General features: G+C 74.9%; 16 protein-coding genes and 2 pseudogenes. 10 read left to right on the top strand and 8 right to left on the bottom strand.

Going from position 1 to position 15,674, the window contains the following annotated elements; all coding sequences use genetic code 11:
* Positions 1–93 precede the first annotated feature (93 nt).
* The 3 genes from CNO22_RS07115 to CNO22_RS07105 all read left to right on the top strand — a co-directional run bounded on the left by CNO22_RS07115 (position 94) and on the right by CNO22_RS07105 (position 3,099).
* Positions 94–1,062 carry a S1C family serine protease gene (locus CNO22_RS07115; protein WP_100498663.1) on the top strand — a complete coding sequence of 323 codons (969 nt, stop codon included), beginning with the start codon at positions 94–96 and terminating at the stop codon, positions 1,060–1,062.
* Positions 1,063–1,207: 145 nt separating this feature from the next.
* Entirely contained in the window at positions 1,208–2,137 is a 930-nt protein-coding gene (locus tag CNO22_RS07110) for a GGDEF domain-containing protein (protein ID WP_100498662.1), read from the top strand.
* A 389-nt stretch (positions 2,138–2,526) separates the two neighbouring features.
* On the top strand, positions 2,527–3,099 hold the full coding sequence (locus tag CNO22_RS07105; protein ID WP_198588159.1) for an IS110 family transposase: 573 nt from the start codon (positions 2,527–2,529) through the stop codon (positions 3,097–3,099).
* On the opposite strand, the gene CNO22_RS07100 is transcribed toward CNO22_RS07105, so the two are convergent.
* The 3 genes from CNO22_RS07100 to CNO22_RS07090 form a co-directional block, all read right to left on the bottom strand.
* Positions 2,991–3,707 (bottom strand): HNH endonuclease signature motif containing protein, encoded by a 717-nt coding sequence (locus CNO22_RS07100; RefSeq protein WP_100498661.1) that lies wholly within the window; start codon positions 3,705–3,707, stop codon positions 2,991–2,993. The genes CNO22_RS07105 and CNO22_RS07100 overlap by 109 nt on opposite strands.
* A 267-nt stretch (positions 3,708–3,974) precedes the next feature.
* Positions 3,975–4,613, bottom strand: a complete 639-nt coding sequence (locus CNO22_RS07095) for a hypothetical protein (protein ID WP_157936835.1) — start codon at positions 4,611–4,613, stop codon at positions 3,975–3,977.
* A 304-nt stretch (positions 4,614–4,917) separates the two neighbouring features.
* Entirely contained in the window at positions 4,918–5,724 is an 807-nt protein-coding gene (locus tag CNO22_RS07090; protein ID WP_100498658.1) for an SDR family oxidoreductase, read from the bottom strand.
* Positions 5,725–5,838: 114 nt separating this feature from the next.
* On the opposite strand from CNO22_RS07090, the gene CNO22_RS07085 reads away from it, so the two are divergent.
* On the top strand, positions 5,839–6,462 hold the full coding sequence (locus CNO22_RS07085) for a CAP domain-containing protein (protein WP_100498657.1): 624 nt from the start codon (positions 5,839–5,841) through the stop codon (positions 6,460–6,462).
* Between the two features lie 9 nt (positions 6,463–6,471).
* Here CNO22_RS07085 and CNO22_RS07080 read toward each other — a convergent pair whose 3' ends face one another.
* Positions 6,472–6,651 (bottom strand): hypothetical protein, encoded by a 180-nt coding sequence (locus tag CNO22_RS07080; protein WP_100498656.1) that lies wholly within the window; start codon positions 6,649–6,651, stop codon positions 6,472–6,474.
* Positions 6,648–7,655 (bottom strand): helix-turn-helix transcriptional regulator, encoded by a 1,008-nt coding sequence (locus tag CNO22_RS07075; protein WP_100498654.1) that lies wholly within the window; start codon positions 7,653–7,655, stop codon positions 6,648–6,650. The genes CNO22_RS07080 and CNO22_RS07075 overlap by 4 nt, the downstream gene beginning before the upstream one ends.
* 96 nt (positions 7,656–7,751) lie before the next feature.
* Between CNO22_RS07075 and CNO22_RS07070 the strand changes: the two genes are divergently transcribed.
* The 3 genes from CNO22_RS07070 to CNO22_RS07060 all read left to right on the top strand — a co-directional run bounded on the left by CNO22_RS07070 (position 7,752) and on the right by CNO22_RS07060 (position 10,220).
* Positions 7,752–8,273, top strand: coding sequence for a DinB family protein (locus tag CNO22_RS07070; protein WP_100498653.1), 522 nt, complete (start codon positions 7,752–7,754; stop codon positions 8,271–8,273).
* Positions 8,274–8,511: 238 nt separating this feature from the next.
* The gene (locus CNO22_RS07065; protein WP_100498652.1) at positions 8,512–9,036 is read left to right on the top strand and encodes a MarR family winged helix-turn-helix transcriptional regulator; all 525 of its coding nucleotides are present in this window, start codon (positions 8,512–8,514) and stop codon (positions 9,034–9,036) included.
* Positions 8,991–10,220, top strand: coding sequence for a YbfB/YjiJ family MFS transporter (locus CNO22_RS07060; RefSeq protein WP_198588158.1), 1,230 nt, complete (start codon positions 8,991–8,993; stop codon positions 10,218–10,220). The genes CNO22_RS07065 and CNO22_RS07060 overlap by 46 nt, the downstream gene beginning before the upstream one ends.
* Before the next feature lie 74 nt (positions 10,221–10,294).
* On the opposite strand, the gene CNO22_RS07055 is transcribed toward CNO22_RS07060, so the two are convergent.
* A complete protein-coding gene (locus tag CNO22_RS07055) occupies positions 10,295–11,251 on the bottom strand; it encodes a hypothetical protein (RefSeq protein WP_100498649.1) in 957 nt (318 codons plus the stop codon).
* Positions 11,252–11,287: 36 nt separating this feature from the next.
* Here CNO22_RS07055 and CNO22_RS07050 point away from each other — a divergent pair, with 36 nt between their 5' ends.
* Entirely contained in the window at positions 11,288–11,761 is a 474-nt protein-coding gene (locus CNO22_RS07050) for an SRPBCC family protein (protein WP_100498647.1), read from the top strand.
* 1 nt (position 11,762) lies between these two features.
* On the opposite strand, the pseudogene CNO22_RS07045 reads toward CNO22_RS07050, so the two are convergent.
* Positions 11,763–12,575, bottom strand: a pseudogene (locus CNO22_RS07045) (aldo/keto reductase); the annotation flags it as partial.
* 53 nt (positions 12,576–12,628) lie between these two features.
* On the opposite strand from CNO22_RS07045, the gene CNO22_RS07040 reads away from it, so the two are divergent.
* A complete protein-coding gene (locus CNO22_RS07040; RefSeq protein ID WP_198588157.1) occupies positions 12,629–14,113 on the top strand; it encodes a recombinase family protein in 1,485 nt (494 codons plus the stop codon).
* 605 nt (positions 14,114–14,718) lie between these two features.
* Positions 14,719–15,483: a transposase gene (locus CNO22_RS07035; RefSeq protein WP_100498645.1), complete on the top strand. Its 765-nt coding sequence runs from the start codon at positions 14,719–14,721 to the stop codon at positions 15,481–15,483.
* 25 nt (positions 15,484–15,508) lie between these two features.
* Here the strand turns inward: CNO22_RS07035 and CNO22_RS07030 are convergent.
* A pseudogene (locus CNO22_RS07030) lies at positions 15,509–15,674 on the bottom strand (IS256 family transposase); the annotation flags it as partial.

Genomic DNA, 15,674 nt, shown 5'->3' with positions numbered 1-15,674 from the left:
TCGGGCCGCTGTTCGCCCATGGCATGACCGCCACCACGGGTGTCGGCACGGGGGTTCACTGGGGTTGTAATCGCGTAATCGAGGAGGTGCGCCATGGGCGTGCTGCCGGAGCCGGACACCCCGGGCCGCGTCGACGACCGGGCGCTGGACGCCTACTCCCGGGTGGTCACCGCCGTCGCCGCCGAGCTCACCCCGCACGTCGCCGCGCTGCAGGTGACCACGCCCGGCGGTGGCGGCGGCGCGGGCTCGGCGGTCGTCGTCCCCGGTGAGGGGCTGATGCTGACCAACGCCCACGTCGTCGGCCGGTCGCGGGCAGGGAGGGCGGTCTTCGCCGACGGCAGCGAGACCGGGGTGGACGTCGTGGGTGCCGACCCGCTGTCGGACCTCGCCGTCGTGCGGGCGTGGGGCGCCACTCCCCCGCCGGCGCAGCTCGGCGACGCGTCGACGTTGCGGGTGGGTCAGCTGGTGGTCGCGGTCGGCAACCCGCTGGGGCTGGCCGGCTCGGTGACCGCGGGGGTGGTCAGTGGGCTGGGCCGGTCGCTGCCCACGCGCGACGGGCGCACCGCCCGGGTGGTGGAGGACGTGATCCAGACCGACGCCGCGCTCAACCCGGGTAACTCCGGCGGGGCGCTGGCCGACTCCGCCGGCCGCGTGGTCGGGGTCAACACCGCCGTCGCCGGCTGGGGGCTGGGCCTGGCGGTGCCGGTCAACGACACCACCCGGCGGATCGTCGACGCGCTGGTCCGCGACGGCCGGGTGCGCCGGGCGTTCCTGGGCCTGGTGAGCACGCCGGCCCCGCTGCCGGCGGCGCTCGCCGAGCGCACGGGGCGGCGGCGGGGGCTGCGCGTCGTCGACGTCGTCCCCGGGTCGCCGGCCGACCGGGCCGGGCTCAAGGCCGGCGACCTCGTGCTCGAGGCGGGACGGCGGCCGGTCGCCGAGGCGCAGAGCCTGCAGCGGCTGCTGTTCGCCGAGGCGATCGGCCGGCCGCTGCCGATGACCGTGCACCGCCGCGGCGCGATGGTCGACGTCATCACCCTTCCGACCGAGCTCACCGGAGGGTGACCGCCGACACCGGTGGGTGACACGGAATGACCCCCGCCTCCCCCGGTCGGGCGGCGGCGGTTCCCCCCATGGGGTCGGGTCGGTCACGCAGCGCTGCGAGGCGTCGTCGGGGCGGCTGATCCTGGCCCGGACGAACGGGGGACCCATGCACACGCTGCGGCCTGGCGGCATCGCGCTGCTCTCGCTGCTCTACGCGGTGAGCGCGGTGCTGTGCGTCGTGGGTGCGCTGGTACCGGTGTCCGAGCGGTCGCCCGTCGCACTGCTGTGGAGCCTGGCCGGGCTGGCTGCCGCCGGGTCGGTGGCGCTGTGGCTGCGCCGCGACCGGCTCGGGCCGTGGGCGGTGCACGCGGCGGTCCTGCTGGCCTCGGGGGGACTTGGCCTGCTGACCTGGCGCGCGGCGACCGCGGCGGGGATCGTCGGGCTGGGCCCGGCGATGGTGTCCGTCGGCGTCTTCAGCGGGCACTACTTCTCGCGCACTGCGGCCCGCGTGCACGTCGGGGTGATCCTGGTGCTCACCACGGTGGGCGCCCTCGCCGCCGCACCCACCGGGTTCCTGCCCCTGTGGCTGACCACGGTGGTCACCGTCGTCGTCCTCACCGAGGCGCAGTCGCGCATCTCCGGCGACCTCTACCGCGCCGCGGGCACCGACCCGCTGACCGGACTGGCCAACCGGCGGGCCTGGCAGGCGGCGGCCGACCGCGGCCTGGCCTACGCCCAGCGGACCGACGAGCCGTACACGGTGGTGCTCATCGACCTCGACGGCTTCAAGGCGGTCAACGACCAGGCCGGCCACGGCGCCGGCGACGCGCTGCTGCAGGAACTGGCCGCCGCGTGGAGCGCGCAGCTGCGGTTGTCGGACCTGCTCGGCCGCTACGGCGGCGACGAGTTCGTGCTCAGCCTGCCCGGCACCGACGCCGCCCGTGTCGCGGACCTGCTGGCCCGGCTGCACGCCGCCCACCCGGCGGCCTGGTCGCCCGGGACAGCGACCGCACGGCCCGGCGACACCCTCGCCGAGCTGGTGGCGCGCGCCGACACGGACCTCTACCGCAACAAGCGCCGGAAACACGACACCTGACGACGCCGGTCCTCGAGCCGACGCGCCGGCTCTCACGCCGCGCGCGGTGGTACGAGCGCGCGCTGGTGTGACCGGGATGCGCACCGTCACGGCCACTCGGTCCGCCCGGCTGACTCCCCTCCCTGGCACCCCGGGGCAGTCGCCCGTGTCCCACCCGGCCCGCGGGTGGGCGTACGTGGGTCGCCGCCCCGGGGTGGGCGTACGTGGGTCGCCCGACCCCGCGCGCCGCTGGTGCCCGCCCGGCCCGCGGCGGCAGGCATGGTCCGTCGCCGTGGGGCTCGGGTCGGTCGGGTCAGACGGTATGGGGGCTGGGGCCCCGCCACGAATGATCGTGGGTTGCCGCGCAGGGGGCGGCCCTGGCGGTAGAGCCACAGGCGTGGGAGGCCCCAGTGATCGGTCAGCGTACGAGTGTCGGACTGGATGTTCATGCCCGTTCGGTCGTCGGGTGTGGGTTGGATGTGCACACCGGGGAGGTGCTGCGGGCGCGGTTGACCCCGGCGCACGAGCAGGTGATCGACTGGCTGCGGTCGCTGCCGGGGCCGGTGAAGGTGACCTATGAGGCCGGCCCGACCGGGTTCGGGCTGGCCCGGGCGCTTGCGGCGGCGGGGATCGAGTGCCCGGTGGCCGCGCCCTCGCGGCTGCTGCGCCCGTCCGGGGAGCGGGTGAAGACCGACGCCAAAGACGCGCTGCACCTGGCCCAGCTGCTGGCGGTGGGCCAGGTGACCGCGGTGACGGTGCCCGATGAGGAGACCGAGGCCGCGCGGGATCTGGTGCGCGCCCGCGACGATGTGCGCGGTGACCTGATGAGCGCCCGGCACCGGGTGACTCACCTGCTGCTGCGCCAGGGCATCGTCTACGCCGGCGGCACCCCGTGGACCCGCGAGCACGAGAACTGGCTGCGCACCCAGCGCTTCGCCTGGGCAGCGCTGCAGAACGGTGGTGGGTCGTCTGCGGGGTCGTAGGTGGGCGGTGGACCGGGGGCGGCTGTCTGGTCGGGTGGTCGAGTGAGGACGCGGGGTCCGGTGAAGTGCAGGCCGGGTGGCCGGCTGGTGCGGGTGACGCCGCTGGGTGCGGTGACGGTGAGGATGCCGTCGGGGGTCATGGCGTAGGTCCAGCCCGGGGCGAAGGTCTTGAGCCGGTGGTGGCGGCGGCACAGGCAGCAGAGGTTGGCGCAGTCGGTGGCGCCGCCGGCGGCGTGCGGGATGACGTGGTCGGCGTCGGCCCAGCCGGCGCGGTTGTCGCAGCCGGGGTGCCGGCAGGTGCGGTCCCGGGTGGTGAGGAAGCGGTGCTGGGCGGCGGTGGGCCCGTAGGCGTCGGTCGGCTCCGGTGCGGTGATGACCGGGCAGCCGCAGTCGCCGGCCGGGTGCTCGTCGCAGCCGCGGCGCGCGGCCTGCCGGAGCTCGCGCAGGGTGGCGACGGCCTGCAGGGCGCCGCGGTCGTCGGTGAAGGAGAAGCTGACCGCCCCGTGGGCCGGCGCCTGGAGGTCGACGGCGTCGAGCTGGGCGAGCAGGTCGCGCACGTGCGCGGCGGTGATCGGCGTACCGGCGACCGACCCGGTCGGCGCGGCCACCGCCCCGGGCGCGCGAAGGCCGCCGGCAGCGGCGCCCCGGAGGCGAGGAACCGGTCGGGGGTGAGCGCACCCAACGGCACCTGGACCTCGAGGTGCGCGGCGACCGGCTCGGGGGCCGCCCAGGGGCGCAGCACCAGGTCGGCGAGGATGCCGGAGCGCAGCATGCCGATCGGCCGGTCGTCCCCGGCCTTCTTCGCCCGCCAGGCCAGCTCGTCCACGGTGGCCTGGCAGGCCGCGGCCAGCTCATCGGGCATGCCGGCGACCAGCTCACTGACCCCGTCCCCGACCGGGCGGCGCGTGACGTTGACCGCCCGGTGCGCCCTGTTCCGGCGGCGGTCCCGAGGCCGCGGCGTCGCGGGCGGCCAGCTCTGCCCGCAGCCGGGCCTTGAGTCTGCGGACCGGCAGCGACGCGGCCGCGGGCAGCACCGCGGCCTCCACCGCGGCGATCACCGCGGGATCGGTGCCGCGCACCTTCCAGCCCAGTTCCTCGCTGATGGTGCGGGCACGCGGCCAGTCCAGCCGGCCCTGCGTCAGCTCGGTGTGGGTGGCGGTCAACGACCGAGTCAACGTCAGCGCGTGCTCGGTCAACGTCGTCGCCGACGCCCGCGCACAGTTCAGGGTCAGCGCCAACTCGTCGGGGAAGAACTCGCTCACCCCGTCCGGCGCGGCGCGGTCGTCCGGGGAGGTGGCGGCGCCCGGTTCACCCGGCTGCCGGTCCGCCGACGCCGGCCGGTCCGCAGCGAACGCCGCCACCAGCTCCAGCTCGTAGGCGGCCAACGCGGCCTTGAGCCGCTGCACCCGCTGCAGCTCCCGCGCCTTCTCCTCCGGCGAGCGGGCGTACACCGGCAGCAGCTCGCCCAGCGACGGCACCGACGTCCCCAGCGGCGGCACCAACGGCAACTCCACATCGGTCACCGTCAGACCCACGCCGTACCCGCCACCGATGAACACACCCCGAACGTAGGCCGGGGGTACGACACTTTCCGGGCCCTCACCAGCGGAAACGGTGGAGCAGCCAGTTGCTCATGGGGTGGTTGCCGACGATCGCGCCGACACGCCGTCGCGCCCGACGACAAGCCCATGATCAACGCCGAGTCGGCGTCGGAGCTCGGGCACCGCGGAGGCTCCCAGGCCTGTCCCCCAGCCCGGTGGCAGCGCCGCCCGCGGACCAGCGAGGCGGCATGGCGGCGATCGCGCCGTGCGCCACCGGTCAGGGGCGGCGCCAGTCGTCGGAGGTCAGGTGCGAGCCGGCCATCGGCCCCATCTGCAGCATTCCGCCGTCCACGGCGTAGGAGGACCCGGTCACGTAGGAGGCCTCCGGCGAGGCGAGGAAGGCGATGACGGCGGCCACCTCGCGGGCGTCGCCGGGACGGCCCACCGGGACGCCGGGCCGCTCGTGCCCGGGGGCGGTGGGGTCCTCGTCCTCCTGGCCGGTCATCGGGGTGGCGATCTCGCCGGGCGCGACGGCGTTGACCGTGATGCCGTGCTCGGCCAGCTCGATCGCGGCCACCCGGGTGAGCAGGCCGAGCCCGCCCTTGGCCGCGCAGTACGCGGCCGCGCCGACCCGCGGCTGGTGCTCGTGCACGCTCGTGACGTTCACGATCCGCCCGCCGCGGCCGGCGGCCACCATGCGCCGGGCGGCCCGCTGCAGGCAGAGGAACGCGGCGTCGAGGTCGGTGGCCAGGACCTCCCGCCAGGTCGCGAAGTCGGTGTCGAGGACCGCCGACATGTGCCCGGTGCCGGCGTCGTTGACCAGGACGTCGACCCCGCCGAGGGCCTCGGCCAGCTCGTCCACGACGTCGGCGGCCTGCGGCAGCTGGGTGAGGTCGACGGGCCGGACCTCGGCGCGGCGGCCCAGCGCCCGCACCTCCTCGGCGGTGGCCTCGGCGGCCTCGCGCTCGCGGTACCAGGTGATCCCGAGGTCGCAGCCGGCCTCGGCGAGGGCCACGGCGGTGGCCCGGCCGATGCCCGACTCGGAGCCGGTGACGATGGCGACGCGGGGTGCGGGTGCGGTCATGGCCCGACGCTAGGTCGGGGCCCCGGGACCCGCAGAGCGGCCGGACGACGGAACGACACCCGATCGCAATGCGATCCACGGCCGACCGGGCCCGGACCCGGGTAGTGGACGAGCGTGACCGTCGGCCGCCGTTCCGCACTCGCCGCCGTCGCAGTGCCGCTCACCGTGTTCCTCGGCGGGTGCGTGGCGGTGGAGGTCCCGGTGTCCGGGCCGGCCTCTGAACCGGCCGCTCCGACCTCGACGCCACCGCCCGCTGAGACCTCCCCCGCGGAGCGGGAGTTGGAGCGGGATGTCCTCGACCGGGTCAACGCCGAGCGTGCTGCGCGCGGGCTCGCACCCGTGCAGTGGGACGAGGAGCTCGCGGCGGTGGCCCGCAGTTGGAGCGCCGAGATGGCGCGCACCGGGCAGCTGCGGCACCAGGACGTCGGTGCGCTGCTCACGCGTGAGGGTCTCTCGGACCTGCAGGGGATCGGGGAGAACGTCTTCCAGTCGACCGGTCCGGTACCGGCGGGCACCATCCACGCGGGCTGGATGCGCTCCGACGACCACCGGGTCAACGTGGTGAACCCCGGCTGGAACCGGTTGGGCGTGGGCGTGCACTGCGCGGAGGACGGGTCGGTGTGGGCCACCCAGGAGTTCGGGCGGACGACCGGCGCAGACCTGCCTGCGGTCGCCACCACCACGCCGCCGTTGGAGCCGCTCGTCCGTCCGGGGGACGACGGACCCACCTGTGGCTGACGACCGCCCTCAGGCGGCGGCGAGGCGCTGGTCGAGCAGGGCGTCGACGTCGGCCTCGGCCTCGGCGACGCGCCGCGCGTTCTCGGCCGACGGGCTGCGGGCCGCGGCGCTGCGGGCGACCCCGAGTGCGATGTGGGCGACGGCGATCTCCAGGTCGAGCGTCTCGATGCGGGTGACGATGCGGGTCATGGCGAGCTCCCCTCGGTGGGGCGATCCCCATGCTCGTCCGGGGGTACGACGGAACCGGCCCTGCCGAACCGACGTCCCCACTCGTGCAGCAGGTCCAACAGCTCCGGCGGCGAGACGACGCTGACCTCGGCGCCCAGGGTGCCGATGGCGAACGCCGGCCAGTCGAGCCCGTCGGCCTCCATGTGCACCCGGCTCCGCCCGGGGCCGTCGTCCTCGACGCGCGCCCACCGCCCGATCCGCGCCCGCACCCGGTCGGCGGGGGCGGCGACGAGGAACTCGACCGGCGTCGGGGTGGCTCCCCCCACCGTGCCGGCCCGGACGAAGGCGACGGCGTCCTCGGCCGGCAGCCGCCGCGGCGCGAACCGGGCCCCGGTCGGCCGTGGCCGGGCCAGTCGGTCGAGGCGGAAGCTGCGCCAGTCGCCGCGGTCGAGGTCGTAGCCGACCAGGTACCAGCGCCGGCCGAGGGTGACCAGCCGGTGCGGCTCGACCCGCCGGTCCGACGGGGTGGCGTCGGCGGCGGTGTAGGGGAACTCCAGCCGCTCGCAGTCGCGACAGGCCTGGGCGACGACCGTGAGCACCTCCGGGTCGACGAGCTGCTGCGGGCCGGCCCAGGGGGCGGGGTCGGTCACCGCGCGCAGCGCCTCCACCCGGCGCCGCAGCCGAGTGGGCATCACCTGCACGACCTTGGCCAGCGCCCGCACCGACGACTCCGCCGTCCCCGCGACGGCGCTCTGCGCGGCGGTCTGCAGGCCGACGGCGAGCGCGACCGCCTCCTCGTCGTCGAGCACCAGTGGCGGCAGGGCGGCACCCGGAGCCAGCTGGTAGCCGCCGTCGACACCGCGCTGGGCCTCCACCGGGTACCCGAGCCCGCGCAGCCGGTCGACGTCCCGGCGCAGCGTGCGGACCGAGACGCCGAGCCGGTCGGCGAGGTCGGGCCCGGCCCAGTAGCGGCGCTGCTGGAGCAGGGAGAGCAGACGCAGGGTCCGCGCGGACGGATCGGTCACGCGGCGATCCTGTCGAGGATTGCGGTCAGGATGTGGCCGCTGTGCTCCCTAGCGTGGTCCTCATCAGCAACGGAGGACACCCGAGAGGCGGACCCCATGGACACCACGACGACCCTCACCGGCGAGCCGGCCGTCCTGCTGGAGGCGCTGGCCACGCACCGGCACTTCCTGCGCTTCACCGTGCAGGGGCTCACCGAGGAGCAGGTGCGGCAGCGGACCACCGCCAGCGAGCTCACCCTCGGCGGGCTGGTCAAGCACGTCGCCCACACGGAGGCGACCTGGGCCGACTTCGTCGTGGAGGGGCCGGGCGTGATGGCCGGGCCGGACGACCCGGAGCAGGTGGCGAAGTGGGTCGAGGAGTTCCGGATGGGGCCCGACGACACGCTCGAGGGGGTCCTGGCCCACTACGAGGAGGTCGCGCGGCGCACCGACGAGCTGGTGCGCACGCTCCCCGACCTCGACGCCGCGCACCCGCTGCCGGAGGCGCCGTGGTTCGAGCCCGGCGCGACCCGCTCGGCTCGCCGGGTGTTCCTGCACATCGTCGCCGAGACCGCCCAGCACGCCGGGCACGCGGACATCCTGCGGGAGTCCCTCGACGGCCAGAAGACGATGGGGTGACCACCCGAGCCCCAGCTGCCAGGAGACGCCCGGCGCCAGATGGCCGGGTGCAGGTCGAGCTCGTAGAGCTGGCCGCCGTCAGTCAGGCACCCGACGCGTGGCCGCGCGCATCCGGGTGGACCAGCAGGATGCGCAGCTGCGCGGTGACCTCGTCCCCGCCACGCAGGACACGCGGTCGACCCGGCACCTCGTCGTCACCGCGGAGAAAAGATGACTGACTCAGTCATAGGATGCCGTCATGGACAGGGTGACGAACCTGCTCGGCACCTTGGCGCTGGCGGTCGCCGACCGGGTGGCCGCGGCCACCGAGGCGGCATGCGGTGCGGGTGGTGCTGCGGCGGCCGTCCTCGTGCACCTGAGCCGGCATCCCGACACCTCCGTGTCCGACCTGGCCGCAGTCGTGGGGGTGGGCGGCTCCGGCGGGGTCCGCTTGGCCGACCGCCTCGCGGCCCTGGGCGTGGTCACCCGCGCGCCGAGCCCCACCGATCGGCGCACCGTCCTGCTGCGCCTGACCGAGATGGGGACGGAGACAGCTCGGCGAGTACTGGACGCCCGCGAGGAAGCGGTACGGCAGGTGGTGGAGGCCCTCGGCGAGGACCAGCGCTCGGCGCTGGAGCAGCTGCTCCCTGACCTGGTGACCGCACTGCCGAGCAGTCGGAAGGAGGTGCTGCGCACCTGCCGACTGTGTGACGTGACCGCGTGCCGGCAGGCGCCGGGATGCCCGTTGGACCGCTGGCCGCCGGACGACGGCGGACCGGCGTGAGGGGCGCCCGAGCTGGGACCAGCCCGAATGCCGATCTGGTCCGCCCGTGGGCGCTGATCGGGTCGGGGCTGGCCGTCGTGGCGGTCGCCTTCGGACTCGCCCGCTACGGCTACGGACTCCTGCTGCCGCAGATGCGGACCTCCCTGGAGCTGTCGTTGGGCCAGTTGGGCGCCATCGGCGGCGCCGGTTACGGCAGCTATCTGACCGCGTGTCTGGCCTGCCCTTCCCTGCTGTCCCGGTTGGGGCCGCGAGTCACCGTGACGGTCGGTGGCACGGCCGCTGTCGTGGGGATGCTGGTGTGCGCCGCGGCGACCGGCCCGCTCACCCTGGGAGTCGGTGTCGTCGTCGCCGGCGCCAGCCCAGCGCTGGTGTGGCCCCCTTACGTGGCGGCGGTCGAGGAGCACCTGGCCGCAGACCGCCGGGCACGCGGTCACGGAGTCATCAACTCGGGTACCGCCTACGGCGTCGCCGTGGCCGGGCCGGTGAGCCTGCTCGCCACGGGATCCTGGCGGGTGGCGTGGTCGGCCTTCGCCGCCATGGCCCTCCTGGTCACGATCTGGGCAGTACGCACCCTGCCCCACCGGGCCGACCACACCGACGGCCCCATCGGTGCCGGGAGCCTGGTGGCGGTGGCACGGGAGCAGGGTGGGCGGCTGCTGTCCGCGACCTTCCTCGCCGGTCTCGTCGCTGGCAGCTACGCGACCTTCGGCGTGGAGGTCGCCACCGCTCAGGCGCCGCTGGGAGAGATCAGCGGTGGGGTCTTCCAGACGCTGGTCGGGGTCAGCGGTGTCGCGGGGGGACTCGTCGGGGCGCTGCTGGCCACGACCTCGCTCCGCCACCTGCTGGCGGCCACGGCGTCGACTCTCGCCGCGTCCTGCCTGCTCCTGGCCGCGGCACCGGGTCTCGTCCTGGTCTCGGCGGTCCTCTACGGCGCGAGCTTCATCGCGATCATCGGGCTGCTCCTGATCTGGAGCAACGCCCTCGTCCCGCGAGCCCCCGCCACCGGGATCGTCACCGCCATGCTGGCCATGGCCCTCGGGCTCGTCATCGGCCCGCCCCTGGCCGGCCTCGTCGCCGGGGAGGCCGGCCTTGCCACGGTCTTCGTCGCGTGTGCACCACTCGCTGCGACCATCGGGCTGTTGCACCCCGCGCGACGTCGTCCCCCCACCGCCCAGCCGGCGTGACCATCGGCGGGTGGCTACCGCCCCCGGCGTGTCGAGCAGCCACTCGTCGATGACCACCGGCGGTGGCCCCGGGCTCAGCCCTCCTCGAGCGCCCGCAGCGCGGCCAGCGCGCGGTCGCGGGCGGCGGTCGCCTCGGTGGCGTGCCGATCGGCGGTGCGCCGGTGCCGCTCGGCCCGCCTGAGCTCCTCGGCGGTCCGCGCGGCCTCCTCCTCGGTGCGGGCCAGCTCGTCGGTCAGCTCCTCGACCCGGGCCTGCAGGTCGGCCCGGCGGGCGTCGAGGTCGTCGACGCGGTGCCGTTCCTCCTCGGCCGCGGCGACCGCCTCCGCGGCCAGCGCGGTCGCCTCCTCCGCCGCGGCCCGCGCCTCCTCGAGCGCGCGCCGCCGGCGTTCCTCGGCCGCCCGCCGGGCCTCCTCCTCGCGCCGGCGGGCCTCCTCCTCGACGGCCCGCCGGTCGTCCTCGTCGCGGCGCCGGCGGGTGGCCGCGGTGCCGGAACGCGACCGGCCGGTCTCCTCCCGCTCGGGCCGCGGGGGCACCAGCCGCAGCACCGGCCGGCTGCCCGTCGTCCCCAGGCCGCTGTAGGACATCGCGCCGGTGAGCCGGCCCGACAGCAGCGCCGCACCGGCCTCCGGGTCGGCCATCGCCGCGCGCAGGGTGTCCGCGACCTGGGTCTCCACGGTGCCGCCCACCCGTACGCCCTGCTCCCGGGCCAGCGCCACCGCCTGGCGGGTGAGCGCGGTCAGCAGCTGGGAGCGCTGCCGGTCCAGCGCCCGCAGCTGGTCGCCGGCCAGGCTCTCCTGGGCCTGACGGAGCAGGTCGCCGAGCTCGACCAGCCCCTCGATCTCCGCGCGCTGCTCACGCACCAGCAGGTTGCACACCCACGCGGCAGCGGTCGGCTTGGGCAGCCCGCCGATCTCACGGGCGAGGGTCCGGTCCCCCGCCGCACGGGCGTCGTCCTGGCGCTGCTTGCGCACCGCGACGAACTCGTCGGGCGGCACCGCGTACAGCTCGTCGGCCACCTCGTCGAGATCCACCCCGCCGACCCTGCCACGCGACGCCGCACGGGCACGATGGTCGCCGTGACCACCACCCGGGTGAGCCGGCACGTCGACGCACCGCGCGCCGCCGTCTACCGGGCGCTGCTCGACCCCGGCGCCGTCGCCCGGTGGAAGGTGCCCGAGGGCATGACCTGTCAGGTGCACGAGTTCGACGCCCGCGAGGGCGGCACGCTGCGCGTCTCGCTCACGTACGACGAGCCCGCGCCGCGGGGCAAGACGACCGCGCACACCGACACCTACCGCGGCCGCTTCGTCCGTCTGGTCCCCGACGAGCTGGTCGTCGAGGTCGACGTGTTCGAGACCGCCGACCCCGCGCTGCGGGGCGAGATGACCAGCACGATCAGCCTGGACGACGCTCCGGGCGGCGGCACCGAGCTGACCGCCGTCCACGACGGGGTGCCCGACGCCGTCGCCCCCGCGGACAACGAGCTCGGCTGGCGGACGGCGCTGGACCGGCTGGCGGCGCTGGTCGAACGCGGAACCTGAGTCAGGCCGTCCGGGGCGCCTCCCACAGGTCGATGCCCGAGTCGACGGCGTGCTGGTCGATCGCGGCGAGCTCGTCGTCGGTGAAGTCGAGCCGCTGGAGCGCGCCGACGTTCTGCTCCAGCTGGCCGACGCTGCTCGCGCCGATGAGCACGGACGTCACCCGCGGGTCGCGCAGCGCCCAGGCCAGCGCCATCTGCGCCAGGCTCTGCCCGCGCTGCTGCGCGATGTCGTCGAGGGCGCGGACGTGGCCGAGCGCCTCCTCGGTGAGCAGGTCGGTCGACAGCGACTTGCCCTGGCTGGCGCGCGAGCCCTCCGGGACGCCGTCCAGGTACTTGCCGGTGAGCATCCCCTGCGCGAGCGGGGAGAAGGCGATGCAGCCGGCGCCGACGTCCTCGAGGGTGTCGAGCAGGCCTTCGGTCTCGATCCAGCGGTTGAGCATCGAGTACGACGGCTGGTGGATCAGCAGCGGCGTCCCGAGGTCGGCGAGGATCTCCGCGGCCTTGGCGGTGTCCTCGGGCGAGTACGACGAGATGCCGACGTAGAGGGCCTTGCCGGCCCGGACGGCGCTGTGCAGCGCGCCCATCGTCTCCTCGAGCGGCGTGGTCGGGTCCGGCCGGTGGGAGTAGAAGACGTCGACGTACTCCAGGCCCATCCGGCCCAGCGACTGGTCGAGGCTGGACAGCACGTACTTGCGCCCGCCGCCGCCCTGGCCGTACGGGCCGGGCCACATGTCGTAGCCGGCCTTGGTCGAGATCACCAGCTCGTCGCGGTAGGGGCGGAAGTCGTCGGTGAGGTGCCGGCCGAAGTTGGTCTCGGCGCTGCCGTAGGGCGGGCCGTATGGAACCTAGTCGCATTAGAGTGGCTCCCATGCGTGCCGCCATCTACGTCCGGCTCTCCGAGGAGACCGAGACCACGACGTCCCCCGCCCGCCAGCGCGAACTCTGCACCGCCTATGCCGAGGCTCGTGGCTGGACCATCGTCGGCAAGCCCTACGAGGACATTGACGTCTCTGCCACGAAGACCGGCCTTGACCGCCCCGGCCTCGGCCGCCTCCGCGAGGCCGTGGAGCGGGGAGAGGTGGACGTCGTCATCGTCTGGAGGCTGGACCGGCTGGCCCGCTCGGTGCTGGACACCCTCACCCTCCTCAAGGAGTGGACCGACAAGGGCTGCGCCGTCGCCTCGGCTACCGAGGCCATCGACCTCACGACGCCCATCGGCAAGGCCATGGTGGCCCTCATCGCCGTCTTCGCCGAGATCGAGGCCGACGCCATCCGGGCCAGGGTCGCTGGCTCCATCGACAAGCTCCGGCGTGACGGCCGCTTTGCCGGTGGAACGGTCGGCTACGGCTACCGCCCGGCGCCTGCCCCCGACGGCCCCGGCCGCATCCTCGTCCTGGATGGGGAGGAGGCCGCCGTCGTCCGCGAGGCCGCCCGCATGGTCACCGAGGGCCACTCCCTCGGCCGGGTCGCCCGGCTCCTCAACGACCGGGGCGTCCCCGCCCCTCGCTCGGAGTGGCGCCGCCTGGCCCGAGCTGGACGGGACACCGACGGCGCCGACCGTGGCGTCTGGAGGGTCCAGTCCCTCCGCCGCCTCCTCACCTCGGACCACATCGCCGGGAGGGTCGTCCACCGGGGAGAGGTGATCCGGGACGAGACCGGCCTCCCGGCCACCGTCTGGGACCCAATCGTCTCCAGCGCCGAGCTGGCCCAGCTCCGGGACCTCCTGGAGCCGGACGGGGAGCCTCGGGAGAAGAGGGTCCGGCAGGCCCGCCTCCTCTCCGGCCTCGTCCGGTGCGCCTGCTGCGGCTCCAAGCTCTACGTCCAGGCCACCGCCGGGCGGCCCATCTACTCCTGCCCGAGCCGCCGGAATGGCGTGACGTGCCCCTCGCCTCGGATCTCCGCCGAGCAACTGGAGCGCTACGTCTCAGAGACCGCCCTCTCCGTCCTCGGAGACCGGCCGATGACCCGGACCGTCCCCGTCTCCGACACCGGGGCCGAGGCTCGCGGGGTCTCCTTCCGCGAAGTGGAGCGGGCCATCTCCGAGACCACGGCCGCCATGACCGCCGACGATGCCGACGTCCCCGCCCTCCTGGAGCGCCTGGCCGCCCTCAAGGCCACGAGGGCCGAGCTGCGGGAGGCCGCCACGGCGCCCGTCTTCTACGTCGTGGAGGAGACCGGCGAGAAGTGGGGAGAGGTCTACGAGGCCGCCGACGAGGAGGCCCGCCGGGTCCTGCTGGAGGCCGAGGTCTCCGCCGTCCTGGTCTCCCCGACCAAGTCCCGGAGCCGCTACCTGGACACGTCCCGAGTGGAGATCACCTGGACGCCTGACGACGTCTCCGAGGCCGCCGTCTGAGCCCACCGACGCCCCCGAGGCCCCGCTCTCCCACAAGGAGGGCGGGGCCTCCGTCGTTTCCGGGGTGACCATGACGTCCAGGACGGCCCAGGAGCGCCCGGCCGGTACCGAGGTACCCCCGGAGGCTCCTGGTCGCCGTGGAGGGCCAGGGCCTCGCCCCACCCGGCACGGCACCGCCGGAGGCCGCCCACCGGCGACCAGCTCGACCGCCACGACGGCGCCCGCTGGCACGGCGTCGGCGGCCCCGGCGGCGGCGTCCTGGCCGTTCTCGTGGTCCTAGTGCCCGGCGTCCTCGTGGGCGCCTGGAGCCGACCCGGCGGCGGAGCCCTCGGCGGAGGCGGGGCCTTCTCGTGCTTGGCTGAGACGCCGAGACGGGCTGAGACACGGTGAGACTGATCTTGGTTCGTCTCAGCCTGTCTCGGCCGGTCTCAGCGGAGTCTCAGCCCTGTCTCAGCCTGTCTCAGACCCGGCACAGTCTCAGTCTCACCCCTCCCCCTTAGGCGCCTTATGTGGGTTGCTCGCGGCAACTGATGGCTTGACATGAAGGCGCCTCTGCGGCACGTAAGCGGTTGTCGAAGACCGTTCGCCCCGCAGAGGCGCCCATCATGCTGCCCACCGAGGACCTGTTCGTCCACGTCTACGTGCTTGTCGATGACGCGATCATCACCGGCGCGGTCGACATCCCGGCGCGGCCGGGTCCGGCCCCGGCCTGCAGCGACGCCGAGCTGCTCGCCATCTCGCTGGTCCGCCACCTGCTGGGCCGGCGCAGCGAGGCCGGGTTCCTGGCCGAGGTGGCCCGCGACTGGGCGCAGCTGTTTCCACGCCTGCCGCACCAGTCCGAGGTCAACCGGCGCATCCGTTGGCTGTGGGCCGCCTTCGAGCAGCTGCGCGCGGCGCTGGCGGCCGGGCTGGACGTCGATGACTGCCAACAGGTCGACACCACCGCGCTGCCGGTCAAACACCCCTCCCGGGTGCGCGGCCCGGACGGCTGGGTCGGCCCCAACGGGCTGGTCGCCCGCTTCGGCCGCGACGCCGCGCACGCCGAGTGGTTCTACGGCTTCCGGCTGGCAGTCCTTACCGACCTGGGCACCCGGCTGGTTCGGGCCTGGAGCATCGTGCCGGCCGCGGTCAGCGAACGTGAGGTCGGCGCCGACCTGCTCCAGATCGGACCACCGCCGCGCGACCTGCTGGCCGACAAGGGCTTCACCGGGCGGCCTTTCGCCGCCGAGCAGGCTGCCCGCGGCACCGCCGTTCTCACCCCGCCCACCAAGACCCAGCGCGCCGGCCTGCCCAGCTGGCTGCAGAAAGTGATCGCCTGCTGGCGCAACCGCGTCGAAGTCACCTTCGGGAGGTTGTCCCGAGCTTCGTAGAACTTCGGTGGCGGCCCGTTGTGCGTCAGGCTGCGACGACCTCCTCATCTTGCACGGCGGTGGCGACAGTTCCGGCGATCTCGGCGTCGAGCGCGGCGCGCAGCTTGGGCAGGTGCAGGTGGCCGTTGACGCGACGGAATTGCTTGCCGGCCTCGACCATCCCGGCGGCGCACCAGCGCAGCGCCATCTGC

This window comes from Geodermatophilus chilensis, assembly GCF_002802985.1.
GTDB classification, from domain to species: Bacteria; Actinomycetota; Actinomycetes; order Mycobacteriales; family Geodermatophilaceae; genus Geodermatophilus; species Geodermatophilus chilensis.
The sequence above is the reverse complement of the archived record's forward strand: the minus strand, read 5'-3'. Positions and strand labels throughout refer to the sequence as shown.